Source organism: Kribbella sp. (genome assembly GCF_035687465.1).
GTDB lineage: Bacteria > Actinomycetota > Actinomycetes > Propionibacteriales > Kribbellaceae > Kribbella.
Map to the genome: position 1 here is coordinate 1 of NZ_DASRXP010000303.1, position 15,849 is coordinate 15,849.

Sequence of the window (15,849 nt, forward strand, 5' to 3'; positions counted from 1 at the left end):
CGGGCGCTGCTGAACGCCCAGCTGTACCGCGAGCTGAAGCAGCGCAGTGCCGAGCTCGAGGTGGCCAGCCGGCACAAATCGGAGTTCCTGGCCAGCATGTCGCACGAGCTGCGCACCCCGCTGAACGCAGTACTGGGATTCTCCGAGGTGTTGCTGGAGCAGATGTTCGGCGAGGTCAACGAACGCCAGGAGGAGTATCTGCGGGACATCCACGGCTCGGGCAGGCATCTGCTGGAACTGCTGAACGAGATCCTCGACCTCTCCAAGGTGGAGGCCGGCCGGATGGAGCTGGAGTACTCGACGTTCGAGCTGCGCGCGCTGCTGGACAACACCGTCGCGATGCTGCGCGAACGGGCCGCCGCGCACGGCATCGAGCTGCACGTCGAGGTCGGCCCGGACATCGATCAGGTGTTCGCCGACGAGCTCCGGCTGAAGCAGGTCGTGCTGAACCTGATGACGAACGCCGTCAAGTTCACCGGCGACGGCGGCTCGGTGGTGGTGCGCGCCGTCCGAGCCGGGTCCGAGATCGAGATCACCGTCACGGACACGGGCATCGGCGTGCCGGTGGAGGATCGTGAGCGCATCTTCGAGTCGTTCCAGCAGGGTGGCCGGGGACCGTCGCAGGAGGAGGGCACCGGGCTGGGCCTGACCCTGTCGCGGCGGATCGTCGAGTTGCTCGGCGGCAGAATGTGGCTGGCGAGCGAGGTGGGGGCCGGCAGCACGTTTGGGTTCTCGCTGCGAAGCAGGGAAGCCGCGGATCAGCCAAGGTCGGGCCGGCCACCGGTTGGTGACGTCGTGATCATCGAGGACGACCGGCCGTCCCTCGATCTGATGACCGCCTACCTGTCCGGCGCGGCGTTGCGGGTCACCGCGGTCGGGGACGGTCAGTCCGGCCTCGATGCCGTACGCCGGGTGCGGCCGGCCGCGGTGCTCCTCGACATCAGACTGCCCGGGATCGACGGCTGGGCGGTGCTGCAGGCGCTCAAAGCGGAGCCGGAGACCAGCAGCATCCCGGTGATCGTCGTGTCGATCGTCGACGAGCGGGCGCGGGGTGCCGCGCTGGGAGCTGCGGCGTACCTCGTCAAGCCTGTCAGCCGGGATGCCTTGCTCGACACCCTGGTCGCGGCCGGCGCGCTTTCCGCACCCGAAGCCGAAGGGGAGCTGTCGTGAGTCATGGCCGGATCCTCGTGGTCGAGGACAACCCGAAGAACCTGAAGCTGGTGCGAGACGTCCTGCGGTACTCCGGGTACGAGGTGATCGAGGCAACCTCCGGTGAGGACGGGGTGCGACTGGCCTACGAGACCTCGCCGGACCTGATCCTGATGGACCTGCAGCTGCCCGGGATCGACGGCGTCGAGGCGCTGCGGCGGATCAGGACCAGCGACCGGACCCGCGGCGTACCGGTCGTGGCTGTGACCGCGTTCGCGATGGACCACGACCGTGAGCGCGCCTTCGACTCGGGTTTCAACGGCTATGTCGAGAAGCCGATCAGCGTACGCCGCCTGCCCCAGCAGGTCCGCGATTTCCTCAGACTCGGAGGGGTGCGATGAGCAGCACCAAATCGACGGTTCTGGTAGTCGATGACCAGGCGCCTAACGTCAGGCTGCTGGAGGCGATCCTCGCTCCCCGCGGGTACGACGTGCGGACGGCATCCTCCGGCGAGGAGGCTCTGCAGGCGATCGCCACGGACGACATCGACCTTGTCCTGCTCGACATCGTCATGCCTGCAATGGACGGGTATGAGGTGTGCCGTCGGATCCGCGAGCAGGTGGACACCGCCTACCTGCCCGTCGTGATGGTGACCGCCAGCGGCGATGAGCAGAAGGTGAAAGCGCTCGAGGCTGGCGCGGACGACTTCCTGGCCAAGCCGGTCAACCAGAGCGAGCTGCTGGCCCGAGTGGCGTCGCTGGCGCGGATCAAGCGCTACCAGGACACCATCAAGCGCCAGGCCGACGAGCTGACCGCCTGGAACCAGGAGCTGGAATCCCGGGTCCAGAATCAGGTGTCGCAACTGGAGCGAATGAGCAGACTGCGGCGTTTCCTGTCGCCGCAACTGGCCGAGTTGATCGTCGACTCCGGTGACGAATCGTTCCTGGACAGCCACCGGCGGGAGATCGTCGTCGTCTTCTGCGACCTTCGTGGCTTCACCACCTTCGCCGAGGCCAGCGAACCGGAGGAGGTGATGGGCGTGCTGGACGAATACCACCAGGCGCTCGGGGACCTGATCTTCCGGTTCGAGGGAACGCTGGAGCGGTTCGCCGGCGACGGCCTGATGGTGTTCTTCAATGACCCGGTCCGCTGTGAGGACGGGCCGCTGCGCGCGATCCGGATGAGCGTCGCGATGCGGGCCCGGATTCGTGGCCTGGCGAAGGCCTGGGCGCGGCGCGGCCATGATCTCGGGATGGGGATCGGGATCGCCCAGGGCTACGCCACCTTGGGCAAGATCGGTTTCGACGGCCGGTACGACTATGCGGCGATCGGGAGCGTGACGAACCTCGCCGCCCGCCTGTGCGCCGACGCGGCCCCTTGGCAGATCCTCGTCACCGAACGCGTCTACGCCGCGGCCGGCAGCCTGGCCGTCGGGCAGGACAGTGGCCTGCGTGAGGTCCGCGGCTTCAGCCGCACGGTCCATACCTTCGACATCTTGGGCCTCGACAGCTCCAGGACCGTGTCATGACCGGCGACCTACGGGCGGCTGACGTACCGGGCCGGCTGTCCGCTCTCAGCGAGGAGGATCGCTACCACCTCTTCGATCGATTGCAGGCGCGGATGGCGGACGTGTGGGCCACGCTGAATCTGAACTACGAGGACGAGTCGGTTGTCGTCATCCCGTCGATCTCTCTCGACCGGACGACAGCCGGGACCGGGACCACGATGCAGGCCTACGAGGAGCGGTTCCTCTTCATGCTGGTGTTACTGCGCCAGCCGCGGCTGCGGATGATCTACGTGACCTCGATGCCGATCGATCCGGAGATCATCGAGTACTACCTCGGACTGCTGCCGGGTGTCATCCCGAGCCACGCGCGCGCCCGGTTGTCCCTGGTGTCGGTCAACGATGCCACGCCGATCTCCTTGAGTGAGAAGCTGCTGGCACGGCCGAGGCTGCTGCAGCGGATCGCCGCGCTGGTACCGAACACGGCGCGGTCCCATCTCATGCCCTACAACACGACGGAGCTGGAACGCGACGTCGCGCTCAGCCTCGGGATCCCCATGTACGCCGCCGATCCGCGGCTGGCGGAGCTCGGTTCCAAGTCGGGATGCCGCCGGATGTTCGCCGAGCTCGGGGTTCCGCACCCGCTCGGCGCAGAGAACCTGCACAGCCTCGACGAGATCGTGGACGCGGTGCTGGCGATGCGCGCCGAGCGGCCCTCGATGGACAGCGCCATCGTGAAACTCAACGACGGTGTCTCCGGCGAGGGCAACGCGGTGGTCAGGCTGAACGGGCTGCCGGAGCCGGGCTCGGCCACTGAGAGGGTCGAGGTGGTGGCACGGCTGCGCGCGATGGAACTGGAGTCGCGGACCACCCTCCTCGACACGTACCTGGCCAAGTTCGCCGAGGGGGGCGGCATCGTCGAGGAGCGGATCGTCGGGGAGGAACTCCGCAGTCCGAGCGTTCAGCTCCGCGTCCTGCCGACCGGCGAGGTCGAACTGCTGTCGACCCATGACCAGTTGCTGGGCGGCGCCAGCGGCCAGAGCTATCTGGGCTGCGTGTTCCCAGCCGCCCCGGAGTACGCGCGGCTGATCACCCAGCAGGCCGAGGTGATCGGGAACCGCCTCGCCAGGGAAGGGGCCCTCGGGAGGTTCGCGGTGGACTTCGTCGTCGTCCGCGGCCCGGGCGGCGAGTGGACGCCGTACGCGATCGAGCTCAACCTGCGCAAGGGCGGCACCACGCATCCGTTCCTTACGCTGCAGTTTCTGACCGATGGCACCTATGACCCGGTCACCGCGCTGTTCCTCACCCCGAACGGCGACGAGAAGCATCTGGTGGCCACTGATCATCTCGAGTCCGACCTGCTGCGAGGACTGGTGCCGTCCGACTTGTTCGACATCGTCGCGCGGCACCGCTTGCACTTCGATCAGTCGCGTCAGGTAGGCGTGGTGTTCCATATGATCAGCTGCTTGACCGAATGCGGCCGGCTCGGGCTCACAGCCATCGGCGACACGCCCACGGAAGCGGACCGCCGCTACCGTGAGGCCGCACGCATCCTGCTGGACGAGGCCCGGTTAGCCTTTGAGGAACGTCCGCTACCGGTCTGAGGGATGCATGGAGCGAGTCTGGTACGTCGCCTACGGTTCCAACCTCGCCCTCGAACGCTTCCGGTGTTACGTGTCCGGCGGGCGCCCGGTCGGTGGCGCACGCGAATATCCCGGCTGTCGTGACAAGCGGGAACCAGAGCGCGTCGTCAGCATCGACGTACCGGGTGGGCTTGTGTTCGCCGGCGAGTCGATGGTGTGGGGCGGCGGTATGGCCTTCTACGACGCGAAGGGTCCCGGCAAGGTCGCTTGCAGGGCCTATCTGGTGACCGCTGAGCAGCTCGGCGACATAGCAGCGCAGGAGATGCGACGGCTCCCGGGTGGAGAGTTCGCGCGGGATCTGGCCGGCCTCCTGGCCGACGTCGAGTCAGTGCACACGATGGGCCCGGGCCGCTACGAGACGGTCACGCGGCTAGGGATCCGTGACGGCGCACCGATGTTCACGGTGACCCACGGCGACGTCTCCGAGCTCGAACCCGTCGCACCGAGCGCGACGTACGTGCGATGGATCGCGGCCGGCCTGCGCGAAGCCCACGGCTGGGACCCAGCGCAGATCGCCGGGTACCTGATCGCCGCCGCCGGCGTGAGAGACACGTGGACTGTGGATGACCTCGAGGCGATCGCGGCGTGTGGATATTCGGACTTCCGGCGAGCCGTCGAGAAGGGCTGAAGGTTGTCCGTACCTAGTGACTACGCGATCAAGACCTACCGCTATCTGCGGCTTGCCATGGTCACGCTGATCTTCCTGTTGGCGGTCTCGCTGGTGATCGAGTGGTCGAAGACGGATCCGCACTGCTGGCAGACGTCGATCAGTGCCTATTACCACACGCCGGTTCAGGCGGTTTTCGTCGGAGTACTGATCGCCATCGGTGCCTGCATGGTGGCGATCAAAGGGAACACGGAGGGGGAGGACATCCTGCTCAATGTCGGGGGGATGCTCGCACCGGCGGTTGCGCTGGTGCCGACTCCCGGCGAGGGTGAGTGCCGGTCGGTGCCGATGACGCTGGCCGACACCTCGGCGAACGTCGCCAACAACATGGCGGCGTTGTTCGTCATGGGCGGTGTCTGCCTCGGGATCACGGTCTTCGTCGCGCTGAAGGCGCGGCGGTCGGGTCGGGGGGACTGGGATGGGCGGCATACGGCGGGACTGGTTGTCGCGGCCGTCGTACTGGTTGGTGGGATCGCGTGGTTCGCCTTCAATCGTTCAGGTTTCATTGCCGGCGCGCACTACACCGCGGCGGCCGTCCTGTTCGCGTGCATCGTCACCGTGGTCGTGTTGAACGCCAAGGAGTACCGCCACAAGGTCCGCTCGCGGCGGTCGAAGATCAACCGCTACACGGTGATCGCCGTGGCGATGGGAGCCTCCGTCGTGGTGATGGGCTTGTGGCGCTGGTTGTTCGGCTGGGAGCACGCTGTGCTGTGGATCGAGGGCGCCCTGATCACCCTGTTCGCCCTCTTCTGGCTCAGCCAAACCCAGGAACTCTGGATCGAGGGCCTGCGGAAGGACCCGCCTGCAGCTCAGCTCTGACCTCCCAGCAGGAGGGCGAGGAGTTGTTCCGTGTGGCCGGGTAGTTCCGATTCTGTCTCTCCGGTCAGCCGGGTGGGTGGGGGGTGGTGCGGATCCACCATTCGGCGAAGACGGCGTGGAGGGCGAAGGAGATCCAGAAGGCGGCCGCGAAGCTGTCCGGGAAGGAGAGCAGGTCGGGCGCGGTGAAGATGTAGACCCAGATGCGGATCGTGCCGACGCCGATGCCGATCGCGTACGCGCGGATCATCCAGCGGCGGTGGTTGACCACGTCGTCGCGCCGGATCGCGCGGAACGCGTTCACCAGGCAGACCAGGAACCAGATCCCGAACACGATCGACGCGGCCGCCTGCCACGGTCCGCCGAACGAGAAGAACGCCCCGAAGACGACCGCGAAGATCCCGCAGAGCAGACCCATGACGAGCAGCACCCGGCCCAGCCGCCGGTGGAACGTGTAGTGCTTCGAGCGGATCCGGTACGCGAGCTGGATCGGTGCCCCGAGCAAGTAGACGATCGCCGGCCCGATGTGGAGATACGCGATCCACGGATGCGCGACGTACTCGCGATCGATGTCCTCCTCGGGGATCGTGCCGTTCACGACGTGCGGCACGTCGTTGATCAACCGCGAGATCGCGAAGACCAGGATGATCGCCGCCAGGAAGGCGATCCCCACCTGTGCGGTCCGTAGTTTGTTCCGTCCCAGAGTGACCTCTGCCATCGACTTGCCCCCACCTCGTCAGCCGGCGGACCCCGCCCGGACCCGCCACCAACCTGACGCTAACCAGCCGGTCCTTTCAGCGACCTGACACGAAAATCCGTTCGTACCGCGCGACGCGGTGCGAGAGGATTGCCCGATGATGAGGTTGCTCCGGGCCTGGGACCTGCGCGAGCCGGTCCAGGTGCGACCGGTCACGGCGGGGACGAACAACACGAGCTACTACCTCGGTGACGATTTCGTCCTGCGGATCCACAAGAACAAGGGATTCCTGGAGTACGAGCACGCCGTACCGCGGGCGCTGCGCGGGCTGTCGTTCGCAGTACCGGTGCCTGTGCCGACTGTGGACGGGCAATCCGTGGTGGAGGGTGAGCTGGATGGTCAGGTGGTTCTCGCCAGCCTGGCTCGGCGGATCCCGGGGGAGCACCCTCAGCGCGGCAACGTAGTACAGGCTGAGATCTGCGGCAGCGCGCATGCCGAGCTCGACCGGGTTCGACGAGCTGCTCAGACGGTGATGACGATCTTGCCCCGGGCGTGCGAGGTGGTGAGCTGGCGGACCGCGTCAGGGGCCTCGGGCAACGAGTAGGTGTGGCCGATGACCGGGCTGAGGTCCCCGGCTTCGATGATCTCCGTGAGTTCGTCGTAGACCTTGCCGTCCTCGGTGGAGATCAGGCCTCGGAGTTTCTGGCCGACGAACAGCGAGAGGACGGCGGCGCCCAGTACGCGCTCCATGCCGCCGGTGAGGCGGCCGCCGGTCTCGCCGCCGACCATGACCAGCGTTCCGCGGGGAGAGAGCGCTCCCCGGAGTTCTCTGAGCGAGCGGGTCCCGGCAGTGTCGACGATGAAGTCGTACTGGCCGGTGAGCTTGTCCCGGGTGTAGTCGATCACCTCGTCGGCGCCGAGTGCGCAGACGAGGTCGAGTTTCGTCGTACTGCAGACGCCGGTCACATGCGCACCGCGCGCCTTGGCGAGCTGTACTGCGAAGGTGCCGACACCACCGGCCGCTCCGATGATCAAGGCCTTCTGGCCGGACTTCAGGTCGCGAAGACCCTGCAGAGCGGTGCCACCGGAGATCGGGACGACCGCGGCCTGGTCGAAGCCGAGGCTCGACGGCTTGAGGGCAAGGCGGCCCTCGGGAGCGGTGGTGTACTCCGCGAACGAGCCGTCGCAGGTGCCGTAGACCTCGTCGCCGACCTTGAACTTGGTGATCTCCGAGCCGACGGCCTCGACCACCCCGGCCACGTCGCGGCCGCGGACTCGCACCTTCGGAGCACGGAAGCCGAGGGCGAGTCGCATCAGGTACGGCTTGCCGGTCATCAGGTGCCAGGTGCCGATATCGACGCCGGCGGCCCGCACCCGGATCAGTACTTCGTTGCTCCCGGCAACCGGTTGGTCGATGTCCTCGTAGCGCAACACGTCGGCCGAGCCATACGTGTCCTGAACGATTGCCTTCATTGTTCTCCCCCTGGCTCAGGGTCCTGACCCTACGCTGCTGAGCGGGGTTTGAGACCCCCGGACGGACGCTCCGTCCGGGGGACTTGGTGCTGCTACTTCTTGATAGCGAGGCAGGTCGCGGTGGACTTCTTGGTGGGGTCGCTTTCCGAGGTGGCGGTGAGGGTTACGCGAGCCAGGGGAGCGGCCTTGCCGGCGTGGGTCGCGTGGACCGGGACGCTCACGTGGGTGCCGGCGTTGGCGGTTGCCAGTTGGTTGGGCAGGGTGACGGACCACCCAGTACCGGCGACCTTCGCCGACAGGCGGTAGACGTCTCCACGGAGGTACTGGCTGACGTCTTCCGGGTGCTGACCTTGGGGGGTCGCGGTCTTGCCGGTGTTGGTGAGCGGGAAGGTGCACGTGGTCACCCCGCCGGCGGCCGGACGTCCGACGGTCGGAGTCACCCGTACGCCGCGCTTGGAAGGTCCGGATCCGTCGAGGGAGCGGATCGCCACGGTGTACGAGAGCACGCCCTTGCCGTCCCGCTTCACGTTGGTGACGTAGAAGTGCAGCCGGTTGGCGGAGTCGACGTACTCGAACTCGCTGCCCGAGTTGGTGCCGGCATGGAACAGCGCGTCCGACAGTTGCCGGTAGTCGCCGATCGTGATCGGGATCTTCGTACCGTCCGGAAGCACGTAGTCGGTCATCCCGATGTCCTGCGGGTTGGCGTCGATCACCCACTCGAAGGGCGCCTGGTCGACGTTCTTGGTCTTCGCCAGCAGTACGCCGGAGTCGGGGGTGAACGAGTCCGTCCCCATCCGGTCGACGACCTCGAGCGTGTAGTTGTTGTACCCGCGGCCGTCGCAGAACGGGTCGGTGGTGATGTTGCACGCCGGGGCCAGATCGCCGGTCCCGAGGGCGATGTTGATCCCCGCCAGCCCCTTCAGCCCGGGTTGCACGGTCCGGGCGGTGACGTCGGCGACCACCAGGCCGGACTCGTCGAGCGCCTCACGGGACAACCGCAGGACGTTCTGCTCGTCGACCATCTCCAGCTTGATCTTGTTCCGCAGCATGTGTTGCGCGCCCATCGAGGCGCCACCGGTGGCGGGGATCATCCACCGGCTGTGGGGACCGCCCGGGCCGTTGAAACTCCCGCGGCTGAGCATCTCCCAGATCCCGGTGTACGCGCGTCGCGGCGGCACGCCGTACGGGTTGTTGTAGTTGTCGCCGATGCCCAGGATGTGGCTCAGTTCGTGGGCGTAGACCGCCATCCCGGAGCTCTCGGCCTGGGTCGACGAGCCGCCGCCGGCGTTCGGCCAGATGGAGGCGCCGGCGGCCCAGGAGGTCCAGTCGACGTACCGGGTGTCCGACCAGTTCGGCAGGTTCGGGTCCGGCGGGCCGAAGGCCTCGCTGACGTCCTCCTTGGTCGGGAACTTCATCTGCCCGAACTCCTGCCAGGTGGACGACTCGTCCTGGCCGGCGCCGAGGAAGAAGACGAAGTCGAAGCCCGCGGGGACCTGGGCGCCGACGTCGGCGACCCACGCCGCCTGCCCGTCGGTCCGGATGTTCTTGGTGCAGTTGTCGCCGGCCGGGCAGGCTGTCCCGCCCTGGAACTCCATCGCGTACTCGTGCGACTTGCCGGGCATCTCGTACGGGCCGAACGACGTCAGCTCCACGCCGTACCGGCCGCCGGAGTCCTCCATCCAGTACTCGTGGATGGTGTGGCCGCGGTTCAACGCGCCTGGCTTGTTCAGGAAGTCGCGGTAGAAGCTCGCGACGTTCTCACGCGGTACGCCGTTCGCCTCGGCGCTGGGGTTGCCGAACGGCGTGGAGTTCTTCGGCTGGGTCACGACGAAGGGCTGGTTCGGGTAGTCGAGCAGGACCAGCGCGCCCTTGAAGGTGCGAGCCGAGCCCTTCTGCGCTGGATCAGCCCAGTTCGTACCGGGCGGCTTCTGGTAGTCCGACCACGTCATGTGGTCCGGGTTCTCCCAGTTCTGCGGGTCGATCGGGCTGAGCGGCCCTGGCGGGGCGAGGCGGTTGGCCGAGCTCTCCTGCCAAGGCTGGGTCTGTGGCCAGTGGTCGTACTGCCACGGGTTGGCCGGGTCCGGTTCAGCGGCGGCCGGTGCGGGCGAGGGGGTTGCGAGCGCTAAACCGGCGGCCGCGGCAGCCAGTACTGCGGTCAGTCGCAGGGCAAGGCGAAACTTCCGTTGGTCGGGCACGGGCGGTATCCGATCGACGAGGGGCGGGACTTCGTTGTCCCAGCATGCCCCGTCACCCGCCCGGCAAGCGACGGTTTTCCCCTGTCCTGCCCGGACTATCCGTGAGACGACTGTATACAGTATGTACTGAAGCCGTTAGCCTGGCCCTTTGCGCACTGTCGTAGAGAGAACGGAGGCTCGTTCCCCATGTACGCAGTCACTAACCCGGCGACGGGCGAACTGATCGAACAGATCCCGAACGCGACCGACGAGGAGGTCCAGGCCGCGATCGCCCTGGTCCACAGCGGCTACACCTCCTGGCGGAGACGGCCCGTGGCCGAGCGGACCGCGATCGTCTCCCGCGCGGCGGACCTTTTCGCCGAGCGGGCCGACGAACTCGCCGCCATCATGACGCTGGAGATGGGCAAGCGGATCAACGAGGGCCGCGGCGAGATCGGCATCGTCGTCGACATCTTCCGGTACTACGCCGACAACGGCCCGGCGCTGCTCGCGGACGAACCGGTTCCGATCAAGGGCGGCGAAGCCCTGATCACCAAGGAGCCGATCGGCGCTCTGCTCGGCGTGATGCCGTGGAACTTCCCCTGCTACCAGGTCGCCCGGTTCGTGGCGCCCAACCTCGTGCTCGGCAACACCATCCTGCTGAAACACGCCTCGATCTGCCCACGGTCCGCCGCCGCCATCGAGCAGGTACTCCGGGACGCGGGCGTACCCGAGGACGTGTACGTGAACACGTTCGCCTCCAGCTCGCAGATCCCGGCGATCCTGGCCGACGCGCGGATCGTCGGTGTCTCGCTCACCGGTAGCGAACAGGCGGGCATCTCGGTCGCGGCCGAGGCGGGCCGGAACCTGAAGAGGACAGTGCTCGAGCTGGGCGGATCCGATCCGCTGATCGTGCTCGACACCGACGACATGGACGAGACCGTCAAGGTCACCGCGACCGCCCGGATGCGCAACTGCGGCCAGTCCTGCAACGCCCCGAAACGGATGATCGTGCTGGCCGACATCTACGACGAGTTCGTGGACCGGCTGACCAAGCGGGTGGAGGAGTACTACGTTCCCGGGGATCCGGCCGATCCCGGGACGAGGCTTCCTCCGCTCGCCTCCATCGCGGCGGCCGACGAGGTGGCCGCCCAGGTGGAGAAGGCGGTTCTGCAGGGCGCGACCCTGCGGACCGGCGGTCACCGGGTCGGACCCGGTGCCTACCTGGAGGCCACCGTGCTGACCGACGTGATGCCGGAGATGGACGCGTACTACGAGGAGATCTTCGGGCCGGTCGTCCTGGTCTTCAAGGCGGAGACCGAACAGGAGGCGATCGCGATCGCCAACGACAGCCCCTTCGGTCTGGGCGCGAGTGTGTTCGGCACCGACCGGGACCGGTCCAGCCGGGTCGCCAGGCAACTCGAGGCCGGCATGGTCTATCTCAACAGTGCGGGCGGCTCCCAGGCCGACCTTCCGTTCGGTGGGATCAAGCGGTCCGGCATGGGCCGCGAGCTCGGCGCGGCCGGCATCGAGGAGTTCATGAACAAGAAGTCGATCCGGCTGTAGGAGGGCACGGGGTCGCGGTGGATCTCCAAGAGCCGCGACCCCGGTCGGCTAGTCGGGAGGTGCTGCTTCTCGCCGCTCGGTGGGAATCGGGAGTTCGCAGCGCACCGTCGTACCGTCGCCGGCCGGGCTGTGTAGGGACAAGCTGCCGCCGAGCGCCTCGATCCGGTCCCTCAGCCCCACCAGCCCGGAGCCCCGGCCCGGGTCGGCGCCGCCGATGCCGTCGTCGCGGAGGAGGACCCGCAGAGTGCCGTCGGAGGCCTCGGCCTGGAGCTCGACGACGGTCGCCTGGGCGTGCTTGGCCGCGTTGGTGAGCGACTCGGCGACGACGTAGTACGCGCCGACCTCGACCGGTTCGGGCAGCCGGCCGTCGATCCGCAGATTCATCTCCACCTGCAGGGTCGAGCGGCGCCCGAGCGCGCGCAACGCCGGCGTCAGGCCCGACTTGGACAGGATCGCGGGATGAATGCCTCTGCCGATCTCCTGCAGTTCATCGATCACCGTCAGCAGGTCGGCGGCGGCATCGGTCACCTCTGCGCGCAGTTCCTCGCCATCTTCGGATGCGGCTGCGGACCGCAGTCGGAGGGCGAGGGCGATCAGGCCCTGCTGGGCTCCGTCGTGAAGATCCCGCTCGATCTGCCGGCGGGCCTCGTCCGAGGCAGTGACGATCCTGGCTCGGGAGGCGATCAGCTCGGTGCGGTTCTGCGCGTTCGCGACGGCGGTGGCGATCAGGTCGGTGAACTCCGCCATCCGCTGTTCGGTGTCCGGAGGTGGTGGCCCCTGCCCGGAGCCGACGGCGATGGCCCCCCACACCCTTCCGTCGACGTGGATCGGCATGGCGACCGCGGACCGCAGGCCTTCGGCGAGATAGGGCTCGCCGCCGGGGACTTCGGCGTAGTCGTCGACGCGGGCGGGTCGCCCGGTCCGCAGTACGGTCGCTGTCAGCCCGGTCGGGGGATAGCCCTCCCAGGGTTCGCCGACGCGCACGTGCGGGCCGGTGGTGCCTTCGTTGGCGATCAGAGTCGCGGTTCCGTCGAGTTCGTAGCGGATCAGCCTGGCAGTACCCCCGCCGAAGTGCCGGAGGGCTTCCTTGGTGGCGGCCGCGAAGACTGCCTCAGGTGGTGCGCCGCGCGCGACCAGCGTGGCCAGGCGCCGGAGGGCGGACTGGGTGTCTGCGAGCACGCGCAGCTCCTCGCGGGCCTGGGCGTTCGCGATCGCCGTCGCGGTGAGTTCCATGAAGTCCGCCATCCGCGACTCCGTGCCGGCCGGGAAGTCCTCCAGTGAGGTCGCGGCCACGATCACACCCCACCGGCGTCCCTCGACCACGATGGGCGTGGCCACGGCGGCCCGCATACCCAGCGTGGCGACCCAGGCGCCGTGCTGGCCCTTCGACAGCCGTTCGCCGTTGATCCGGGTCGGGCGGCCGGTGCGGAGCGCGACGGCTTGGACCATGTCCGGCACCAGCAGCAACTGGAAGCCCACGGGCACCCGGTCACTGACCTCGCCGTAGGAGCCGACGACGGTGATGACCGGCTCGGGCTGTCCGTCCTCCCCGGGCCGCCGGTCCAGGCGGGAGACGAAGGTCGCCTCGGCACCGATCAGGTTGTTGAGTTCGTCCGCCACGAGAGTGAACACCGCGGCCGGTTGCGCGCCGCCGGCCACCAGGGTGGCCACGCGCCGCAGCGCGGCCTGCTCGTCGGCAAGCTGGCGCAACCGTGTCTGGTCGTGACCCGCCAGGGCGTCGGCGGCATCGCCCCCGGCGGCACCGTCTGGCGCGTTCATAGCACAGAAGGTAGCCCGCGGCGCGACGCTCCAACAAGGCGGCCTCCGTAACGAGGCTGGGTCCGCTCTAAGGGTGCAGTGGGCAACGGCCGCGGGTCGGACCGGGGGAGATCCTCCATGCGCTCCGCGCTCCCTGCGCGCAGGATCGAAGCCAAGGCTGCCCGGTACGACGGGCAGCGGGTCCCGCGGATGGTGGAGTCCGCGCCGGGTGGAGGGGTTCGGTCATGACAGTTGTGGCGGAGTTGACCGGCAGCCCGGCGATCGTGGCTCCCGGGAGGCTGGTGGCGGGACGGTACCGACTCGGAGAGCTGCTGGGGCGCGGGGGCATGGGTCGGGTGTGGCTGGCTGACGACGAGGTACTGCGTCGTCGGGTGGCCCTCAAGGAGGTGGTCCTGAGCGGGCTGGTGTCCGAGGACGCCCATGCGAGTGCGTTGAGCGAGGCGCGAGCGGCCGCACGGCTCGACCACGTGGGCGCGGTCCGGATTCACGACCTGGTCGAGGACCCTGACGGAAACCCCTGGATCGTGATGGAACTGCTCTCAGGGCGAACCCTGGCCCAGGCGCTGCAAGCCGAGGGGTCACTGCCTGTCGCCGAGGTGAGGAGGATCGGGCTCCAGCTACTCGACGTACTGGAAGCGGTCCACCGGGCTGGGCTTCTCCATCGCGACGTGAAGCCGGCGAATGTCTTCCTGTGTGACGACGGTCGGGTGGTGCTGACCGATTTCGGGATCGCGTGCACGGTCGACGACACAACCCTTCCTCCCGGCGGCCTGGCCGGCAGCCCGGCGTACATGTCGCCCGAGCGGGCCCGCGATGACGAGATCGGGCCGGCCTCCGATCTGTTCTCCCTCGGTGCCACCTTGTTCGCGGCGGTGGAAGGCCGGTCGCCGTTCGGCAAGGGGGATCCGTTCAGCACTCTGGTGGCCGTGGTCGAGGACGCACCCGGCCCCTTCGTGAACGCCGCCGCGCTGCGTCCGGTCATCGAAGGCCTTCTGGTCAAACAGCCGGACAAGCGCCTGACCGCGACCCAAGCCCGCCTCGCGGCAGCCTGAGCTACCGGTCAGGCGAAACGCGGGAAGAGCTTGAGTGCGTTGTCGCGCTCGACGGCTTGGAGCTCGTCCTTGGTGAAGCCGTCGAAGGCGACCAGGTTGTCGATGTTGTGGACCGCGGTGGCCTCGGGAGCTGCCGGCCAGTCGGTTCCGAAGAGGATGTGGTCGGCCGTGGTCACCTCGAGGGTCGGGAGCAGTGAGTTGCGGCTCCCGGCCAGCGCCGTCTCGTAGTACAGGCCGCGGAGCACCTCGGCGACATGGGTCGGATCGATGTCCGCGTCGTTCGGTCCCCGTCCCATCGTGGTGTGCTCGCCGATCCGCCAGCCGAGGGTGGGCAGCGCGCCTCCGCAGTGCGCCAGGATCAGGCGCAGGCCGGGGTGCCGCTGGAAGACGCCGGTGTAGAGGCCATTGGTGATGTTCCGCGCGGTGTCGAAAGGGAACTCGACGATCGAGCTCGGGCGGCCGAACCCCAGCACGTCGATGTGCGGGCTGTCCACCGGGTGCACGAAGACCGGGACCTGTCGACGTGCCAGTTCGGCCAGGAGCGGCTCCAGGACCGGGTCGCCGAAGTAGTGGCCGAGCACGTTGGAGGTCAGTACCACTCCGTCCAGCTCCAGCTGGTCGAGCGCGTAGGAGAGCTCGGCCAAGGCCTGCTCCGGGCCGTCGGCCGGCAGGGTGGCGAAGGCGCCGAAGCGGCCGGGGTGTTTCGCGATCAGGTCGGCATACGACTCGTTGATCGCCCGGGCCGTGCGGGTGCCGAACTCCGGGTCGTCGGCCGAGCCCGCGAGGGGCAACGGCAGGGACACGAGCTGGGCAGCGATCTCGTGGCGGTCCATGTAGGCCAGGGCGGCCTCAGCTGTCCACTGCACAGAGATCTGGTAGCCGCCGGTCGGTCTGAAGCCTCGGGCCGCGAGGGCGGCGATCACCTCGGCCGGCATTGCGTGGGTGTGGACATCGATCCGTCGACTGGCCATGACACGAGAGTAACAAGAACATGTCGAGAGTCAATTAAAATCCCGAGGCAGCTGCGTCTGAGGCGATAACGCGGGGTGGATGTCACAGAAACATGACAGAATCGAAAATTGACGAGCGACACTTTTAGGTCTAGCTTCAGTGGCATGCGGATAGGCGATGTGACAGTTCACCCCCTCGCGGACGGCGTCCTGCCGATGCCGCCGAGCGTGCTGTATCCGGACGTGCCGATGACGGTCTGGGCGGACCTGCCCGGCACCATCGACAGCGAGGGGCTGCTGCCGGTGCCGTTCGGCGGATTCCTGGCCACCGACGACCAGGGGCACCGGGTCGTCTTCGACCTCGGCGGTGGGTTCGCCC

Annotated in this window: 15 protein-coding genes; 10 read left to right on the forward strand and 5 right to left on the reverse strand. The window is 68.0% G+C overall.

The genetic code is table 11. The features are described 5' to 3' along the window. The 6 genes from VFG33_RS15210 to VFG33_RS15235 all read left to right on the forward strand — a co-directional run. A partial coding sequence (locus tag VFG33_RS15210) for an ATP-binding response regulator (RefSeq protein ID WP_325026824.1) occupies positions 1-1,170 on the forward strand: 1,170 nt, incomplete at its 5' end. Continuing rightward, positions 1,167-1,550: a response regulator gene (locus tag VFG33_RS15215; RefSeq protein ID WP_325026826.1), complete on the forward strand. Its 384-nt coding sequence runs from the start codon at positions 1,167-1,169 to the stop codon at positions 1,548-1,550. The genes VFG33_RS15210 and VFG33_RS15215, both read left to right, overlap by 4 nt. Next, positions 1,547-2,677, forward strand: coding sequence for an adenylate/guanylate cyclase domain-containing protein (locus tag VFG33_RS15220; RefSeq protein WP_325026828.1), 1,131 nt, complete (start codon positions 1,547-1,549; stop codon positions 2,675-2,677). Before VFG33_RS15215 ends, VFG33_RS15220 begins: the two co-directional genes overlap by 4 nt. Further along, positions 2,674-4,257, forward strand: a complete 1,584-nt coding sequence (locus tag VFG33_RS15225) for a peptide ligase PGM1-related protein (RefSeq protein ID WP_325026831.1) — start codon at positions 2,674-2,676, stop codon at positions 4,255-4,257. The genes VFG33_RS15220 and VFG33_RS15225 overlap by 4 nt, the downstream gene beginning before the upstream one ends. Before the next feature lie 7 nt (positions 4,258-4,264). Then, a complete protein-coding gene (locus tag VFG33_RS15230) occupies positions 4,265-4,924 on the forward strand; it encodes a histone deacetylase (RefSeq protein WP_325026833.1) in 660 nt (219 codons plus the stop codon). A 3-nt stretch (positions 4,925-4,927) separates the two neighbouring features. Continuing rightward, positions 4,928-5,782 carry a hypothetical protein gene (locus VFG33_RS15235; protein WP_325026835.1) on the forward strand — a complete coding sequence of 285 codons (855 nt, stop codon included), beginning with the start codon at positions 4,928-4,930 and terminating at the stop codon, positions 5,780-5,782. A 64-nt stretch (positions 5,783-5,846) separates the two neighbouring features. Here the strand turns inward: VFG33_RS15235 and VFG33_RS15240 are convergent, their stop codons facing one another. Next, complete coding sequence (locus VFG33_RS15240; protein ID WP_325026837.1) at positions 5,847-6,497, reverse strand: DUF2306 domain-containing protein; 651 nt, start codon at positions 6,495-6,497, stop codon at positions 5,847-5,849. Positions 6,498-6,633: 136 nt separating this feature from the next. Here VFG33_RS15240 and VFG33_RS15245 point away from each other — a divergent pair, with 136 nt between their 5' ends. After that, positions 6,634-7,080: a phosphotransferase enzyme family protein gene (locus tag VFG33_RS15245; protein ID WP_325026840.1), complete on the forward strand. Its 447-nt coding sequence runs from the start codon at positions 6,634-6,636 to the stop codon at positions 7,078-7,080. Here VFG33_RS15245 and VFG33_RS15250 read toward each other — a convergent pair. Continuing rightward, entirely contained in the window at positions 6,999-7,949 is a 951-nt protein-coding gene (locus VFG33_RS15250; protein WP_325026842.1) for an NAD(P)-dependent alcohol dehydrogenase, read from the reverse strand. The genes VFG33_RS15245 and VFG33_RS15250 overlap by 82 nt on opposite strands. A gap of 92 nt (positions 7,950-8,041) precedes the next feature. Further along, entirely contained in the window at positions 8,042-10,144 is a 2,103-nt protein-coding gene (locus VFG33_RS15255) for a M6 family metalloprotease domain-containing protein (RefSeq protein ID WP_325026844.1), read from the reverse strand. Between the two features lie 186 nt (positions 10,145-10,330). Between VFG33_RS15255 and VFG33_RS15260 the strand changes: the two genes are divergently transcribed. Next, entirely contained in the window at positions 10,331-11,689 is a 1,359-nt protein-coding gene (locus VFG33_RS15260) for an NAD-dependent succinate-semialdehyde dehydrogenase (RefSeq protein WP_325026846.1), read from the forward strand. A gap of 48 nt (positions 11,690-11,737) precedes the next feature. Here VFG33_RS15260 and VFG33_RS15265 read toward each other — a convergent pair whose 3' ends face one another. After that, positions 11,738-13,468 (reverse strand): GAF domain-containing sensor histidine kinase, encoded by a 1,731-nt coding sequence (locus VFG33_RS15265; RefSeq protein WP_325026848.1) that lies wholly within the window; start codon positions 13,466-13,468, stop codon positions 11,738-11,740. A 224-nt stretch (positions 13,469-13,692) separates the two neighbouring features. Between VFG33_RS15265 and VFG33_RS15270 the strand changes: the two genes are divergently transcribed. Continuing rightward, positions 13,693-14,520: a serine/threonine-protein kinase gene (locus tag VFG33_RS15270; RefSeq protein ID WP_325026850.1), complete on the forward strand. Its 828-nt coding sequence runs from the start codon at positions 13,693-13,695 to the stop codon at positions 14,518-14,520. Between the two features lie 8 nt (positions 14,521-14,528). Here VFG33_RS15270 and VFG33_RS15275 read toward each other — a convergent pair whose 3' ends face one another. Beyond that, on the reverse strand, positions 14,529-15,491 hold the full coding sequence (locus VFG33_RS15275; protein ID WP_325026852.1) for an amidohydrolase family protein: 963 nt from the start codon (positions 15,489-15,491) through the stop codon (positions 14,529-14,531). Positions 15,492-15,650: 159 nt separating this feature from the next. Here VFG33_RS15275 and VFG33_RS15280 point away from each other — a divergent pair. Beyond that, the coding region (locus tag VFG33_RS15280) for a hypothetical protein (RefSeq protein ID WP_325026854.1) at positions 15,651-15,849 on the forward strand (199 nt) is incomplete at its 3' end.